13 protein-coding genes and 1 other annotated feature are annotated in these 17,550 nt (G+C 31.2%); of the genes, 10 read left to right on the plus strand and 3 right to left on the minus strand.

All coding sequences use genetic code 11. The annotated features are described in order from the left end of the window. Window positions 1-37: 37 nt before the first annotated feature. The 9 genes from QNH69_RS02900 to QNH69_RS02940 all read left to right on the plus strand — a co-directional run bounded on the left by QNH69_RS02900 (window position 38) and on the right by QNH69_RS02940 (window position 13,552). Entirely contained in the window at window positions 38-1,786 is a 1,749-nt protein-coding gene (locus QNH69_RS02900; protein ID WP_282929109.1) for an ABC transporter ATP-binding protein, read from the plus strand. Further along, a complete protein-coding gene (locus tag QNH69_RS02905) occupies window positions 1,786-3,507 on the plus strand; it encodes an ABC transporter ATP-binding protein (protein WP_282929110.1) in 1,722 nt (573 codons plus the stop codon). Before QNH69_RS02900 ends, QNH69_RS02905 begins: the two co-directional genes overlap by 1 nt. 15 nt (window positions 3,508-3,522) lie before the next feature. Beyond that, window positions 3,523-4,104: an MptD family putative ECF transporter S component gene (locus tag QNH69_RS02910; RefSeq protein ID WP_282929111.1), complete on the plus strand. Its 582-nt coding sequence runs from the start codon at window positions 3,523-3,525 to the stop codon at window positions 4,102-4,104. Further along, on the plus strand, window positions 4,105-4,800 hold the full coding sequence (locus tag QNH69_RS02915; protein WP_282929112.1) for an energy-coupling factor transporter transmembrane component T: 696 nt from the start codon (window positions 4,105-4,107) through the stop codon (window positions 4,798-4,800). Beyond that, a complete protein-coding gene (locus QNH69_RS02920; RefSeq protein ID WP_282929113.1) occupies window positions 4,794-6,200 on the plus strand; it encodes an ABC transporter ATP-binding protein in 1,407 nt (468 codons plus the stop codon). The genes QNH69_RS02915 and QNH69_RS02920 overlap by 7 nt, the downstream gene beginning before the upstream one ends. Continuing rightward, window positions 6,190-7,149 carry an AraC family transcriptional regulator gene (locus tag QNH69_RS02925; RefSeq protein WP_282929114.1) on the plus strand — a complete coding sequence of 320 codons (960 nt, stop codon included), beginning with the start codon at window positions 6,190-6,192 and terminating at the stop codon, window positions 7,147-7,149. Before QNH69_RS02920 ends, QNH69_RS02925 begins: the two co-directional genes overlap by 11 nt. After that, window positions 7,139-9,751, plus strand: coding sequence for a hypothetical protein (locus QNH69_RS02930; protein WP_282929115.1), 2,613 nt, complete (start codon window positions 7,139-7,141; stop codon window positions 9,749-9,751). The genes QNH69_RS02925 and QNH69_RS02930 overlap by 11 nt, the downstream gene beginning before the upstream one ends. A gap of 140 nt (window positions 9,752-9,891) precedes the next feature. Then, window positions 9,892-10,078 (plus strand) — a binding site (T-box leader). 53 nt (window positions 10,079-10,131) lie between these two features. Then, entirely contained in the window at window positions 10,132-12,054 is a 1,923-nt protein-coding gene (gene thrS, locus QNH69_RS02935; protein WP_282929116.1) for a threonine--tRNA ligase, read from the plus strand. Between the two features lie 127 nt (window positions 12,055-12,181). Then, window positions 12,182-13,552, plus strand: a complete 1,371-nt coding sequence (locus QNH69_RS02940) for an MATE family efflux transporter (RefSeq protein WP_282929117.1) — start codon at window positions 12,182-12,184, stop codon at window positions 13,550-13,552. Between the two features lie 57 nt (window positions 13,553-13,609). On the opposite strand, the gene QNH69_RS02945 is transcribed toward QNH69_RS02940, so the two are convergent. Genes QNH69_RS02945 through QNH69_RS02955 form a run of 3 tightly spaced genes read right to left on the minus strand, consistent with a single transcriptional unit; the run spans window position 13,610 to window position 17,118 of the window. Beyond that, window positions 13,610-14,347, minus strand: a complete 738-nt coding sequence (locus tag QNH69_RS02945; RefSeq protein ID WP_282929118.1) for a hypothetical protein — start codon at window positions 14,345-14,347, stop codon at window positions 13,610-13,612. After that, window positions 14,337-15,206: a hypothetical protein gene (locus QNH69_RS02950; RefSeq protein ID WP_282929119.1), complete on the minus strand. Its 870-nt coding sequence runs from the start codon at window positions 15,204-15,206 to the stop codon at window positions 14,337-14,339. The genes QNH69_RS02945 and QNH69_RS02950 overlap by 11 nt, the downstream gene beginning before the upstream one ends. Next, entirely contained in the window at window positions 15,193-17,118 is a 1,926-nt protein-coding gene (locus tag QNH69_RS02955) for a hypothetical protein (RefSeq protein ID WP_282929120.1), read from the minus strand. The genes QNH69_RS02950 and QNH69_RS02955 overlap by 14 nt, the downstream gene beginning before the upstream one ends. A gap of 216 nt (window positions 17,119-17,334) precedes the next feature. On the opposite strand from QNH69_RS02955, the gene QNH69_RS02960 reads away from it, so the two are divergent. Next, window positions 17,335-17,520 carry a hypothetical protein gene (locus QNH69_RS02960; RefSeq protein ID WP_282929121.1) on the plus strand — a complete coding sequence of 62 codons (186 nt, stop codon included), beginning with the start codon at window positions 17,335-17,337 and terminating at the stop codon, window positions 17,518-17,520. Window positions 17,521-17,550 lie beyond the last annotated feature (30 nt).

The raw sequence follows: 17,550 nt of genomic DNA on the forward strand, positions 1-17,550 counted from the left end.
GATTATCAATATACATCGATTATAAGGAGGTATACTTTTGAAAATATATAATAAATTATTTTCTTATATTCCAGATAAAAAAATTAATGGTATATTATCAGTTGTTTTTACAGCCTTAGGATGTTTTGTCCAATTTTATGCTTACTATTTAATTTGGCAAATACTTGAAAGTGTTTTTACAAAAGGAGATTATTTAGGTGTAAAATTTAGTGCATCTTATGTATTAAATTTATTTATAGTACAAGCTATATTATACATAGTAGGGACTTGGATGAGCCATTTAGCGGCTTTTAGCTTGGAAACGAGGCTTAGGGAAAAAGGAATTAAGAATTTAATAAATGCTTCGAATACATTTTTTGATACTCATCAGTCAGGAGAAGTTAGAAAAATTATAGATAACAATGTTGAGCAAACTCATATGAGTGTCGCTCACTTAATACCTGACCATACAGCAGCAATTATTACACCGATACTATTGCTGATCTTGGTTTTTAATATAGATCTTTATCTGGGCATATTTTTCGTAATAATTGTTTTAATATCTATGTTTTTACTTTATAAAATGTCTGGTGAAAAAGAATTTACCATAGCTTATATGAAAAAATCTGATGAACTTAATGGCCAGGCTGTTGAATATGTCAGAGGATTGCCGGTTGTAAAGATTTTTAATGCTCCACTCATAGGTTTTAAAAAGTTATATAGGACTATTAACGACTATAGAGATATGGTTTACGCTTATTCTATGTCTTGTAGGTTGCCCTTTGTAAGTTTTCAATGGGTATTAAATATTTTTATAATTACGCCTATATTTATTGCTATTTACATGGTAGTGAGAAATGGCGCTGATCCTTATCTTTGGTCTGCTAAGCTTCTATTTTTTACCTTGTTTATGGGTTTATTTTTCTCAGATTTGATGAAGATTATGTATGTCGGCATGTACAACGTAGAGGCAACTACAGCAGTAGACAATCTCGAAAATCTATTTGATGAGATGAATGCCAATAAAATTACTTATGGAAATGATGATTTTATAGATAATTATTCTATAGAATTTAAAAATGTAAGTTTTTCTTATGAAAAAAAGACCAAGATAATAGATAATTTATCTTTTAAATTAGACGAAAATAAAGTTTATGCCCTAGTAGGTCCATCTGGAGGCGGTAAATCAACTATTGCAAAACTTATTTCCGCTTTATATCCTATAGATTCTGGGGAAATACTTCTAGGTGATAAAAAAATTTACTCTTATAAAAAAGAGACCTTGATGGATAATATTGGCATGGTTTACCAAAATCCAAAACTATTTCAAGGAATTTCAATTTTTGAAAATGTAAAACTTGCAAAAAAGGATGCAAGTGACAAGGAAGTTTATGAGGCTTTAAGACTTTCTAAGTGTGATCAATTCATAGATAAGTTTGAAGATGGATATGATTCTATAATTGGAGCAAGTGGGGTCAATTTATCAGGTGGAGAGATACAAAGAGTATCTATAGCAAGGATATTTCTAAAAGATCCTAAGATCATTGTTTTAGATGAAGCATCGGCTGCAGCAGATCCAGAAAATGAATATGAACTTCAACAAGCCTTCAAAAGTCTAATGGAAGGCAAAACAGTCATTATGATAGCTCACAGATTATCTTCTATTCGTGGAGTTGATGAGATTTTAGTAGTTGAAGACGGAAATATCATTGAGCGAGGAAGTCATGATTATTTGATGGAAAATGGAGCCAGGTACAAACAATTTGTAGATTTGTATGATGAAGCCAACCAATGGAGGATAAGCTAATGAAAGATTATTTAAAAAATAGATTTGCTCTAACAGCTGAGGGTGCAAAGGGAACATCAATAGCTATTCTCTATTCAACCCTTAAAAACCTATCTTTTATGTTGCCTATATTTTTACTAATGTATACAATCCAGGGGCTGTTGGGTCTTGGGGACTTTTCTCTTAAAGCTACTTTAATGTTCTATATAATTGTAGCTATTATAATGGCCTTGGTACTTGATAAGGATTATAAGACAACCTATAACGAGACCTACAAAGAAAGTGCAAATTTAAGGATTAGTCTTGCTGAGAAATTAAAAGATTTGCCCCTATCATTTTATGCTAGCCACGATCTTACAGATTTATCCCAAACTATAATGAAGGATGTAGAAACTATAGAACACTGTCTAAGTCATTCCATCCCAGGATTTTATGGTTTTATAATTAGTTTTTGCATCGTTTCAATTTTGTTATTAATAGGAAATGTTAGACTAGCCTTGGCTATAATTATTCCGATTTTAGCAAGTATATTGTTGACATTTTTATCTAAAAATAGGCAAAAGAAAGCGACAGGAGAATATTACAAAGATCAAAGAGAATCTGCTAGGATTTTTCAAGAGCTTATAGACTCATCTACAGAAATCAAAGCTTATAATTTAAGCGAAAGCAAAGAAAAAGAAGCGATTAATTTTGTAAATAAGCTTGAGAAAAAACACGTTGCTACTGAAATATCTCAAGTTATACCGGTAACACTTTCACAAATAGTGGCAAGATTTGCTTTGGGTTTTGCCATATATTTTGGCTTAAAGGAACTTATTGAAGGTAATATAAATATTCTATACTTTTCCGGCTACTTATTTGCTGCGGCAAGGCTAATAGACGGAGTAGATCAATTTGTAACATACTATGGAGAATTTATGTATATAGATTCACCAGTTGAAAAAATTAAATCCATCGAATTGGCGAATATGCAAGAAGGTCAAAGAAGTGATATAAAATCTTTTGATATTTCTTGTGAAAATTTGGAGTTTTCCTATAAAGATGGCAAGAAAGTAATAGATGGTATTTCCTTTAATAGTTACCAAGATAAAGTAAGCGCCTTGGTAGGACCATCTGGTTGCGGAAAAACAACTGTACTTCGACTCTTATCAAGACTTTATGATTATGATAAAGGAAAGATATCTATAGATGGCAAAGAAATAAGCACCGTGGACACTAAGGATTTATTTGGCCACATATCCATGGTATTTCAAGATGTAATATTATTTAATGGAAGCGTTATGGATAATATAAGGCTTGGAGACTTATCCGCAAGTGATGATGAAGTTTTGAAAGCTGCAAGACTTGCCAATTGCGACGAGTTTGTAAACAAACTTCCAATGGGATATAAAACTCTTATTGGAGAAAATGGCTCAAACTTATCTGGAGGAGAGAGACAGAGGATTTCAATAGCTAGGGCATTTTTAAAAAATGCAGAAATAATTTTGTTAGACGAAATAGCAGCTTCTTTAGATGTAGAAAACGAAAAGTATATCCAAGAGTCTTTAAATGAACTAACAAAAAATAAGACAGTAGTGCTCATATCTCACAGAATGAAGTCAATTCAAAATGTAGATCAAATTATAGTTATGAATGAGGGGAAAATCGAAGCTTTAGGAACTCATGAATTTCTTTTGGACAATAGTAAAACTTACGCAAAAATGATAGAAAGCTCAAGGCTTTCTGAGGAGTTTGTATACTGATGGAGGTTTTTATAAGTGAATAAATTTAATGTACGAGATTTAGTAAATGCAGGAGTATTTTCTCTTTTGGTCGTTATGGCAGTATGGCTTGCTGGCATGATAGGTTTTATACCTGTCCTCATGCCTCTCGTCCCTTTTGCCTGTTGCTTGGTATCAGGGCCTGTTTTTATGCTATATTCAACAAAAATAGACAAATTCGGCATGATTTTGATAATGGGCATTATTTTTGGCTTAGTATTTTCTTTAAGTGGTCATGGAGCACTTACTCTTCCACTGATTGTTATCATTGCATTAGTTTCAGAATTTATAATGAAAAAAGGTAATTACAAAAGCATAAAATATGCAAGATTAACTTATATGTTTTTTTCATTATTTTCTGCTACTAACCTATTACCTTTATATATAGCTAGAGATTCATATAAAGAGAATTTGATAAGCCAAGGTTATAAAGCAGACTTTGTGGAAAAGTTAATGTCAGTAATGCCTACTTGGTCATTTGTTCCAATCGTGGCTCTTGGTGTATTAGGTGCTTATTTAGGTTGTACGCTAGGAATAAAAATACTTAAAAAACACTTTATAAAAGCAGGAATGGCATAGATGAAGCTTGATTTTAGAACAAAACTACTACTAACTATAGTAGTAGGAGTTGTTGTAATTGAAGGGAGCTTAGTACATAACTATTATTATTTAGGAATGTTCTTGTGCTTCTTACCTTATATTTTTGCCTTGGTAGATAAAAGATGGTCAATGCTTATAAAGGGAGTAGTAGTAAATACTCTCGCCATTGTAGGAAATAAATACTTATTAATACTTCCTCAAAATATATGGACTATGATATTAAACTTGTATTGTGGAATTACTATGAGTATATTACCAGGCTTTATGATGGGTTATTATACAATTAGCACTACTACTATGAGTGATCTAGTTTATGCTCTAAAAAAAATAAAGTTTCCTGATTATATAATAATACCAATTTCAGTTATGTTTAGATTTTTTTATTCCATAAAAGAGGACTATAAAAAAATAAATGAGGCTATCTACATGCACGGATTGACGGCTAAAAATTTCTTTAAAGATCCAGCTAGGATTTTGGAATATAAATTTGTTCCCTTGCTAATGATAACCTCACAAACAGCTGATAATGTATCAATATCTGCAATGACAAGAGGGATGAAAGTAGGATGTGAACGTTCTAGCATTTCAAATACTAGACTTAAATTTTTTGATTATGTCTTTTTAGTATTTTCCTTGCTTTTAATAATTTTATTTATAAGGGGAAAGATATGCTAGAATTTAAAGATTTTGGATTAGACTATGAAGATGTTGACAAAAAAAGTTATAAGATATTAGAAAAGGTCAATATAAATTTTGAAAGAGGATCTGTAAGTGTAATAACTGGGGAATCCGGATCTGGTAAGTCATCTATTATCAAAGCAATAAATGGAATAATTCCAGAGATTGATAAGGCAAAATTGAGTGGGAGAATTGAAATAGATGGAAAAAATCTATTGGATATGACTATAGCAGATAGAAGTAGCTTTATATCTACGGTATTTCAAAATCCTAAAAATCAATTTTATGCGGTAAATTCTCTTGATGAGATAGCCTTTGCCTTGGAAAATAGAAATATAAAAAGAGATGAAATATTTCATATTATTGATAAGTATAGCAAGTTATTAGCAACAGAAAAACTTCTTGATAAGGATTTATTAAAATTATCAGGTGGCGAGAAACAATTAGTGGCAATTACTTCTGTAGCTGTTTTAGATAACGATATATATGTATTTGATGAACCATCAGCCTCTCTTGACAAAAAAGCAATTGAAAAGCTAGCAAGGATTATTAAAAGTTTAAAAGATATGGGCAAGATTATAATTATCGCTGAGCATAGACTTTATTATTTGAAAAATATAATAGATAAGCTTTGTATAATTAAAGATAATAAGCTCATAGAATATGGTAAAAATAAAATAAACAATGATTTGATAAAGACTTATAATCTAAGAAGATTAGATGAAATAGGAATAAATGAAATAAAAAATGGAAAATGGTTTAAGAAGACTTTGGATGATAAGTCATATGATAATAATCATGAATTAAGATGCCTTGATTTTTATTGCAAATATAAAAATAGCAAGGAAGCTTTGTTCAACTTTAGTATTTCTTTTGATCCAGGAATTTATTTTATAATAGGTGAAAATGGCATAGGGAAAACATCCTTTATTAGAAATTTGTGCAAGTTAAATAAAGGGCAAAAGTCCTTGGTTTACTATAAAGGTAAGAAAATCAAGTCGAGTGGGGATTTTATATCCCTTGTGATGCAAGATGTAAACTATCAACTTTTCACAGAAAGCGTTTATAAAGAAATTTCAATAGTTACAGATGATGAGAAAATAAAAGAAGAAAGTTTAACAAAACTTGGCTTAATAGATAAGAAAAATATGCACCCTCAAAGCTTATCTGGTGGACAAAAACAAAGGCTTGCCTTAGCTTTAGCTTACGCCAGTCCAAAAAAGATTGTTATCTTAGATGAACCCACATCTGGTCTTTGTATGAAAAATATGAAAAAGACAATTGAAATTATTAGGGAGATGAAAAATATGGGCAAGATTGTAATAATTGTAACCCATGACTATGAATTTATAAAAATGGTTGATGAGAATGTGGTGGAGTTTGTAAATGGCAGTTAAAGGTATTGAAAGTTGGGGATTTAAGCTTTGCCCTACAAAAGATAAAGAAATTTTTGACTATGAATCCATAGAATCCCCAAAAAATAAAATGAGATCTTACTTAATCTTTCCAGGAGTTTATGTAGTATATATAGACTTTAAAGAAAAATATAGTTCGGAAAATTCAATTGAAAGCAGCAACTATGGTTATAGGATTGCCTACTCTTATGAAGGCAATTATTTTACTTATATCAATAATAGCAAGGTATTAATTAATAGACAACTTTTTGTAGGTAAGTATATACCTAAAGCTAAAAAATCTTATACGAACAGAGAAAAAACAACTGCCTTTAACATAGTTATTAATCCTAACAATCTCGATATTAGTAAGGATTATTATAAAATTTTACAAACATTTGTTAATAAATATAAAAACATAAGTGATGTAGGCTACACCTCATCGGATAAAGATTTATTAGAGGCTGCAAACCAGCTTATTTTATACCTTAAAGAAGAAAATAAAAATTTAATTGCTATAAAAACTTTAGAATTAATCTGTTTAATATCAGACAGGAAGATTAGCGATAATAGAAGTAGATACTATAAAAAACAAGGTGAAGATCAAATATTTGAGATTGAAAGTTATCTTAGAAAAAATTTGGCTAATGATATTAGTTTGGATTTTTTAGTAGATAAGTTTAAAATATCAAAATCTAGCCTAAATAATAAATTTATTAGTGAATTTCAATATACTCCTATGAGGTATCTAAATATAATTAGGATGATGAAAGCTCAAGAATTGCTTATAAATACAAATAAAGAAATAGGTCAGATAGCAGAAGAATTAGGATTTGCTGAACAATCAAATTTCACTAGAAATTTCAAAATTTATTCAGGCTTATGTCCTAGCAAATATAGAAGAGTTTACAAAAAATGTATTAATAAAAAGGAGAACGTATATGACAAATAAAAATAAAAAATTAGCAACTGCACTTTTACTAGCTTTGGGTTTAAATGCCCTAAGCCCAGCAATAAGCTCATTTGCAGCAAGTAATGAAGCAAAGCCATTAGAAAAAAATGAAGAAATAAATACTAAAAATGAAGAATTAACAAAAGCAAGTGAGGAAGTCGAAAAACTACAAAAAGAAGTAGAAGAAGCCCAAAAAGATTTATCTAAGGCAGAAGAAAATTTAAGAGATAAGGAAGATAAGAAAAAACAAAGAGATGAAGAAGTAGAAAAAGCAACTATCAATTATGCTAAGGCTAGTGATGAAAAAGAAAAAGCTTACCAAAATTTAGAAGCGGCTGTAGAAGAGCAAACTAATGCTAGCGATGAATTTATAAAACTTAGTGAGTTAAAAGATAAAAACGAATTAGCAGAAAAAGAATTAGAAAAAGCAAAAAAAGATTTGGAAATTGCAAAAGATGACCAAGACAAAGCAGATAAGGAAGTAAAAGAAGCCATAAGTTCTAAAGAAGCTCAAGAAGCAAAAGTAAGCAAAGCTAAGAATGCTCTAGAAAAAGCAAAAGCAGAAGAAAAGCAAGCACAGGAAGACCTAAATAAGCTCATAGATAATCCAAAAACAAAAGAAGTAGAAGAAAATTACGAAAAAGCTAATAAAGATTTAGAAGATGCGAAAAATAAATCCCAAAATGCCCTAGAAGATAAAAAAGAAGATTTGGATAAAATAGGAAATGAAGTTGAGGGTTTGAAAACCAATACTAAAAAATCTCTGGAAAAGGTAGAGGAAAATAAGAATAATCTAGAAAATCTTTATAAAGAAATAATAACATTTGAAAGTGAAAATACAAATTTAGTAGAAATTAACAAGAGCTTAGAAAAAGCGAAAGAAGATTTAAAATGGCTTGCTCCAGGAAGCGTAGGTTACAATAAAAAACAAGAAGAAATAGATAAGCTAGAAAAGCAAGCAGAAGCATGTAACAAACTACGAGACGAGCTAAGAAAAAAATGCCATGAACTTAATGATCAGGCTAATGCAGATTTAGATTCAGTAAGGAATTATAATGGCGCAATTAGAAGCGAACATGATAAAACAATTGAACAAAGTAAGGCTATAGCAAAAAATAAACTAATAGAAGATATAAAAAATGGCAATATTACATCTGAAAATCTAGATGACAAGATAAAAGAACTTGAAGAAAGCAATAAAGATAATTATTTTCACAATGTAAAAGGGCCTTTATATGATTATGAGAAAGCCAAAGATGAGTATTGGGAATGTTGGAGAGCAGTAGTAAAAGCAACCGATGCATTTAGAGATAGTAGAGCTCAATTATATGATTGGAACTTTGCTTATCAAGCTAGCTCTATAGGTGGAACTGTCGAGAGATTTGATAAAGAATTTACTAGTCAACTAGCGAATATGGAAAAATTATCAAAAAACCTAACAGAAAAAGAAGAAATCTATAAAGAAGCTCTAGCTAAATACGAACAAGATGAAGCCTATATAGATAGTCTAAAAGAATCCAAAGAATTAATACAAAGTATAGAAAATAATAAAGAAAGAATTGAAGAGCTTAAAAAAGCTCTAGATCAAGCAAACAAAGAAAAAGAAAAAATCCAAGAAGAAATAAAGACAGCCGAAGCAAAAACTCTAGAAAAACAAAAAGAGTTAGAAGCTAATGAAAAAACAGAGCAAATAGCTAAAAAAGAATTAGAAGAATCTAAAAAAACTTTAGAAAAAGTTAATGCTTCAAAAAAAGAGGCTGATCAAAAAGTAAAAGAACTTGAAGAAAAAATATCAGAATTAGAAAAAAATCCGAGTGATGCGAACATTAATCAAAAAATAAAAGAAGCCAAGGAAAGATACGAGAAAGCAAAAGAAGAGCTTAGACAAAATATAGAAAAGGTAAAAGAAGCAAAAGAAAAAGAAGCTCAATGTAAGAAAAAATTGGATGAGGCAAATAAGGAAAAAGAAGAAGCTCAAAAAGACTTAGATGAGGCACAAAAGGAAGCTTCTGATGCCAAAGATACATTATCAGAAAAAGAGAAAAATTTAGCTGATGAAAAAACTAAAGAAAAAATACAAAGAAGTAAAAAATCTCTTAAAGAGCTAGTAGAGATCAGCAAAAAAATAGATGATGAAAATTTAAAGAAAGTAATTGCAGAAATAGATCTAGCGCTAAAAAATAATGATTTATCAGCAGAAGACTTAATTGAACTAAATAATAAATTAATAGAAGCAATTGCAAATGCAAAAAACAAACCATCTAAGCCAGTGAATCCACAAGAATCTGATAAGTCACATGGCTCAGAAAAAGATGATTTAAATAAAAAATATTCTTACGACATAATTTATGTAGGCAAGGGATATAAAAATATTAAAGAAGGCTACTATAAGAGATCTAGCTTACAAAATAATCTTTTTATGGTTAAGAAATCATTAAATGCCCTAAAGATTAAAGCCTTGGCAGCTCAGTATCTACTAGACTACACACCAAAAACTGTGATAAATGTAAAAGGTAAATTAGAAAAACTAATTGAAGAGAGCAGAGCTTTAGAAAAAGAGGCTGAAGAATTTATAAAAGAATATGAAAAAATTCTAGGATAAAAGTTGAATAAATAGAGATATTAATTTAAGTCGAGATATTTTTTTACAGAGATATTTTGTGTATAAAACTTATGGCTAAAGGTATTGCTTATATATTATAATTTGCAAAAGTTTATTTTGAAGGTAAACTAATCTATATATTATTAACTTTGATAGGGAAAGTAGAGATTGGAATTTTTACAGAGAGAGACGATTGCTGAGAAGTCTTAAAAGGAAGATTGTCGAAGACCACCCTGGAGTTTTTTAAGAAATTAAAACGTCTGGTCGCGTTAAGACCTTTAATGAGCAAAAAATTAGGTGGAACCACGGATATAACCCGTCCTTTTATCGGAAACGATAAGGGACGGTTTTTTATTTGTGAAAAAAAGTTAGGAGAGATTATGATTAAAATTACATTGCCAGATGATTCTGTAAGAGAATATGAAAATGGCGTAAAAGTTGGAGAAGTTACAAAAGACATTTCTGAAGGCCTATACAGGGCTGCCCTTGGGGCTGTTGTAAACGGCAAAGTCATGGGCTATGCTGAACCAATCACAGAAGATAGTGACTTTAGAGTAGTAAAATTTGAGGATAAGGAAGGCAAGGAAATATTCTGGCATACAACAAGCCATGTTATGGCTGCTGCTATCAAGAAACTTTGGCCAGATACTAAATTTGCCATAGGACCTGCTATAGGAGATGGCTTCTACTACGACATGGACGTAGACCACAGATTTGTTCCAGAAGATTTCGAAAAAATCGAAAAAGAAATGCTTGCTATAGCAAAATCTGACCAAAAACTTGAAAGAGTAGAAATTTCAAGAGATGAAGCTCTAAAGATGTTTGAAGAAGAAGGTCAAGACTACAAAGTAGAGCTAATAAATGACCTTCCAGCAGATGAAATGATTACCCTATATAAGATGGGTGATGTATTTACAGACCTTTGTGCAGGTCCACACCTTGAATCAACAAAGAAAATCAAGGCAGTTAAGCTAAAAACAATAGCTGGTGCATATTGGAGAGGGGATTCTGACCGCCAAATGCTACAAAGAATCTACGGTATTTCTTTTGAAAAGGCTAGCCAACTAAGTGAATGGGAAGAATTACAAAAAGAAATTGAACGCCGTGACCACAGAAAGATAGGAAAAGAAATGGACCTATTTGCCTTCCACGAAGAAGGACCAGGATTCCCATTCTTCCATCCAAATGGAATGATTCTAATGAACGAACTACTAGACTGGTGGAGAGGTGTTCTTGAAGAACGTGGATATGGAGAAATCAAAACTCCACTTATAATGAATGAAGAATTATGGCATAGATCAGGTCACTGGGACCACTACAAAGAAAATATGTACTTCACAAAAATTGACGAAGAAGACTATGCTATAAAACCAATGAACTGCCCAGGATCAGTTTTGACCTACGCATCTAACCAACATTCATATAGGGACCTACCAATCAGACTTGCAGAATTTGGCCAAGTTCACAGACACGAACTATCAGGAACCCTACATGGACTATTCAGGGTAAGAACATTTACCCAAGATGATGCCCACGTATATTGTTTGCCAAGCCAAATCAAAGAAGAAGTTTACAAGATGATTGACCTTGCAGACCTTCTATACTCAACATTTGGTTTCAAATACACACTAGAGTTATCAACAAGACCAGATGATTTTATGGGAGATATCAAAGATTGGGACTTTGCCGAAGAACAACTAAAGGCAGCCCTTGAAGAACGTGGTATGGAATACGAACTAAACCCAGGAGATGGTGCATTCTACGGACCAAAGATTGACTTCCACCTAGAAGATGCAGCAAAAAGAACCTGGCAATGCGGAACTATCCAACTAGACTTCCAATTACCACAAAACTTTGATTTAACATATGTAGATGAAAATGGTGAGAAGAAAAGACCAGTAATGCTTCACAGAGCTCTCCTTGGATCTGTAGAAAGATTTATAGGAGTACTAACAGAACACTTTGCAGGAAGATTCCCACTATGGCTAAACCCAGAGCAAGTAGTAATCATCCCAGTATCTGACAAATTCCTAGATACAGCTCACAAACTACAAGATAAAATCAGTGATGGTGGATTTAGAGTAAAGGTAGATGAAAGAAGCGAGGGAGTAGGTTACAAGATCCGTCAAGCACAATTAATGCGTGCAAACTATATGTTAGTAGTAGGAGAAAAGGAAGAAAGCTCAAAGCTACTAACAGTAAGAAATAGAGATGGTGAGGAAACACCAGAAGTAAGCTTAGAAGAATTTATCGAGAAAATATCAGAAGAAAGCAAAACAAAATCAGTAAAATCAGCATTCTAATTGGATGATAAGCTGAAAATCCTAGGATAATTTCCTGGGATTTTTGCTTTAAAGCATAAAACATCTTGACAGAATTTTACTAAATGGTTTATTGTATAAGCTTATACAAAAAATTAGTGGAGAAATTATGACAGACATACAAGATATACAAATAAAAGAAAACAAAATGGGAACCATGCCTGTAGGTAAACTTCTCTTACAGATGTCCATACCTATGGTAATCTCTATGCTAGTCCAATCAATCTATAACGTAGTAGATTCCATCTTCGTAGCACAAATCTCCGAAGAAGCCCTCACAGCAGTATCCCTAGCCTTTCCAGTACAAAATATCCTAATAGCCTTTGGAGTAGGTATAGGAGTAGGTTCATCAGCCCTCTTGAGTAGGTTTTTGGGAGAAAATAACAGAGAAAGAGTAGGATCTGTTGCTAGACACGGAGTAATCCTTGCCACGATCCTATCAGTAGTATTTGCCGTTCTTGGAGTGCTTTTCACAAATTCATACGCCCTAGCCCAAAAGCAAAACGAAATTGTCACAAACTATACAAAGGAATACCTATACATAGTGACAATATTTTCTGCCGGCATATTCTTTCAAATACTAGCAGAAAAGCTCCTCCAAGCCACATCACTAACCAACTATACGATGATAACCCAAATATCAGGGGCTGTCCTAAACCTAATCATTGACCCAATTCTAATCTTTGGCCTATTTGGATTTCCAAGGCTTGAAGTAAAGGGAGCAGCAATAGCCACTGTCCTAGGCCAAGTTGGAGGAGCCTTGATAGGCCTATACTTCAACAAGACAAAAAACAAGGAAATCAAATTTACATCAGACAAATTCAAATTGCACGCTGACATAGTAAAGCAAATATTTTGGATAGGAATCCCATCCATAGTAATGTCAACTATAGGTTCCATAGTAGTATTTGTCCTAAACCAAATCCTAAACAAATTTGGATCATCAGCCATAGCAGCATATGGAGTAATGTTTAAATTCCAATCATTTGCTTTCTTGCCAGTCATAGGCATATCAAATGCCCTCACAACCATAGTAGCCTATAACTACGGAGCAAGAAAAAAGGAAAGGATCAAAGAAGCAATAGGACTTGCAATGAAAAGCTCCTTTGTCCTAGTATCCATATCAATCCTAGTAATGTGGATATGGCCAGAACAACTTTTAGGCCTCTTTAACGCAACAGAAACAATGATAGAAATAGGAGTGCCAATGATGCGCATAGTAAGCCTCTCTTACTTTGTAGCAATCCCATCAGTAGTAGCAGTAGGAGGAGTATTCCAATCCCTAGGCAATTGGCAAGTAGCAATACTCCAATCCTTCCTAAGACAATTCATAATACTAGTACCAATATTCTACGCTCTATCCCTAACAGGTGACTTAAACATAGCCTGGTGGTCATTTTTCATAGCAGAATTCCTTGACTCTATTTTATGTATATGGTGGCTAAAAAAAGATATTAGAAATAAGATTGATGTTTTGTAAGATGTAAAAAAAGATGAGATTTTTAAGGATCTCATCTTTTTAGTCTAATGGATATGTTTACCTATACATTTTTAATGCTTTCATTATTTCATCTGAAAGGTCCTGCTTGGTCATTAGCGGACTTTGAATTATTGGATAATTTTTGTTTAATTCGAAAATAACTCTTCTTCCATACCTTGGGTCTTTTTCGTGCAGGTCTGGTCTATCTTTAATCCTTGATTTCATTATTTCAGATAGGCCCTTTTCTTCAATTATTGCTAGAAAATTCATAGTGAATTGTCTATTTTTAAAAACTGATGTTTTTAGAATATAGTTGTATAAATCTAAGTTCTTAACTATGATTTCTATATACTTTTCTTCTTCCTCTCTATTTTGGGGCTCAGAATCTTGGATATATTCAGCTGCAATAACACACTTGTAAATATAATTCTCCCAGTCGAATTTCCTAGTTACAATCCTATTAAAATCTTTAAAGTCTTTTATCAGTTCCCCGTAATCTTTAATTATCTCATCCCTTTTTGTAATTTCCCATGAGTGCCAAAATCTTCCGCTCAAGTGGATACTTCTATCTGTATTTATATAATGGTCTAAAATTGTAGATATAGCTTTTTTAAAGTCATCTTGTTTCTTAACTTCATCCATAGTGGCAATGTATATAGGAAAATAAGGTGCATCTTCAAGATTTATTATTTCTCCTGAAAAATAATCTTTATCTTCTGAAATACTGTTATTCATAAAGTCGTGATATAATTCCTCGTTTTTTTTATAATTCTTATCCAGAAGCCTAATCTTCACCAATTAGCACACCTACTTCCTTAACAAAATTTCCAATTAAATTTGGAGATAGACAATAAATCACCTTGTCAATATCTTCTTTTTTTATATAATCTATATTCTTATCTTCTAGTAAAATTGCTAGCTTATTAAATAACACATTATCTCTATCAATATCTCGTACAAAAATGCCTTCTTCATTATCGTTATAAACATCAAGTAGGGTTTGATCTATAAGATATTCAAAAGCTCTACACAAGCCAATATAATAGTACATGTTTAATAAGGAGTGACTACTAAATTGGTTGTCAAACATTATTCTTTTGTTATTAAATACCAATAAAATAGTTTCTGAATTGGAATCTATTTTAATTCTAAAGTCCTCATCGAGATTTTCATCGATATCGTACTCAAATAAATCTATAGGATTATTAGAAATAGCTTCCATTGTTACTAGATTAGAATATCCTAAAATCGCATATCTTTCCGCTTCAATCATGCCTTTAAAATTTGTATAAAAATCGTTCAATTCATCACAAAGCAAGAATGATATATTTTCTTTAGCATGTATCTGGAGTTGGGCATCGAATTTATTATTTAGATTTATCCTAGAGCTAGGTATTGTAATAGAACCCTCATTATTATTAATTTCAAAAATTTTGCTATCTGTTTCTGAGATTACAAGTATCATAGCTGCTTTTCTATCAATAAGTAAGTTTTTTATAAATTGAGAATTTATTAATGTACTATAATTTATAATATAATTATTATCTATTCTTTCTATATTTTCTATATCTAACTCAATAGTATTGTCTATATAAGAATCATTATCTAAGGATAAGATTGGATATGGAAATGATGCATTTTTAGTATATATCATTATTAATTCCTACCTTGTAAATGTATTTCAAAGATCTATTACCATTATTAGTAAATTTAAAGATTAAATTAATTTTTTTATTATATATTTTAACATCATAAATTTTATCTTCATCAAATTTATATATGTCACCTGATTTATAATCTGATATTTCTTCATAGCATTTTATAAGATTTAGCTCATCATCATACTCTTTTCCATCGCCATCTATGACTTTTAAACTTATGTCTACGCTATCTATTTTATTAAATTCATCAATATCTAAAAAGTTAATTTCCAGCATTTCATAAGTTCCAGCAACAGCTCTCTTTATTGATTCTGGCTGCATTACAAAAATTCCTTTAGAGCTTTCAGATGTTGTTTTTAGCTTTCTTGGTTTTCTCTTTCTTTTACTTTCTGGAGTACTAGCTTTTTCGCCAGAAGTTTTCCTTTCGGATCGTGATTCTTTTTTCACTCTCTTGTTAATTTTTATATTATCACCACCTATTTCGATAGTTTGTGTACTACTTTTTATAACTCTACTAAAGTCAAGATTTGCCTTGTAAAACAACTCATCAGTATTTAACTTTCCTTGTGGTTGATCATAAACAGAAAGATTTTCATCGATAACTTTTCTAATTTCTTTTTCTATTCCATTAATAAATTTGATAGCTTTGTTTTGACTTTCTTTATCTCTTAGTGATTTAGCACTTATTTCAGTATGAGACTTATTTTCAAGGGTTTTAAGATATTCATCTTCATTTGGTCCACCAATAATTACTGCTGTATAAGGAGCCCTTACTTTGCCAGGAACTTTATGATCTTCAATTTTCATCCCAATTGATCTAAAGATCGCTGTTCGTCCTGAATTTATTTCTTTATCATGTGCCATAAAATACAAATCAAAATTATAACTTTCATTGTACTTAGCTGGCAGCTCTACTTTAATTGGTTGAGCATCATATTCTGTGTATGCTTGGAGATATCTAGGTGTAAATTCAATTTTAAGCTCATCTTCGTCATCAGTTGGGTAAATTTTTTCATCATTTACAAGATTTTTTATAGTATCCTTATTTATGATATATTTTTGTTTATCAAAAATCACTTGAGCAATTAGTTTTTCTTTTAATATTGCTATAAAAAAGTTGTTGATTATAGATTTGACTATATCTATTGGGTCACTAGTAAATCTTATATATGGAATGATTATTTTTAGACCACGAGTACTCTTATGAAAAATCTCATGGAAATCTTTATTTATTAAAGGAATTCTATCTTTCAAGGAGGTGTTTTCAATTAGGAAACCAGTCCCTCTATATGACTTATTATTATATTTGTGGTCAAATAGCTCTACAGAACCACCTAAGTTTTCAACTCCATTTTCATCATGATTAGCAAAATACATTAAATGGATATCGGATGCTGAATTTATAGCTATTTTACCTACACCATGTGAACCTCCTCTGGATTGTTCGCTTACATTGGTTGATGCTCCATGAATACCTGTGTTGTACGCATAAATTTCATATGGAGTCAACACATCTGTAGTTTTTGAAGTTGATAGACCAGTCGTGTTTCTGTCTTCAAGAGTTAGAACATCAATAGTTGACAATTTTTCTAATTTTTTCATGTGGTCAGTTATTTCTAAAGTATAGTTATTTCCTGGATTCAGAGATTTTATGTGTTCAAAAACACTTTCAATACCTGGCAAGTCTTTTTTTTGCACCGAAGTGCTGCTAATAATAACTTCAACTGGTTTAGTCATATCAAGCTGAGCATCAAGTGAATTTTGAACTACTTCTCTAATTGTAGACTCAGAAGTAAATTTCTTTGTTGAATTATCACCAATTATGTCTCTGAAGTATTCTAAGCTTTGATTAAAACTATGACTTTGAGTATGTTCTGTACCAATAAAGGCGAATATTTCTTTCATAAACTATCCTTCCAAATTATAAATAGTGTTTAATTTATATTATTTTTAAGCTATTGCAAAGACGGTATATTCTTCATAGTATAATTAGATCATAAAAACATCATTTGATCAAATTTTATAGTTACATTAGTGTAAGAAGATCTAAGATATAAACTTCAAAGCCATTGACTAAGAAAAAAATTGATCATATAATACGATCAAAAATTAGGAGGGATTATGAAAGTTTCTTATAATAGAATTGAGTATCTTGAAAGTGAAATAGAGGTTGATGAGATTGTTTTGTACGAGAATTTTGATGGGGATTTGATTTCATATATTAGATTTTATGAGGACCAGTCAGAGGATTCCTACGAGAAAATCCAAAGGGTTGGAGTTTTTGATATTGGTATTGAGTTACTTTAAATAGATAAAATAACCCAGTGCCCAACATTT

This window comes from Anaerococcus sp. Marseille-Q7828 (genome assembly GCF_949769285.1).
GTDB lineage: Bacteria > Bacillota > Clostridia > Tissierellales > Peptoniphilaceae > Anaerococcus.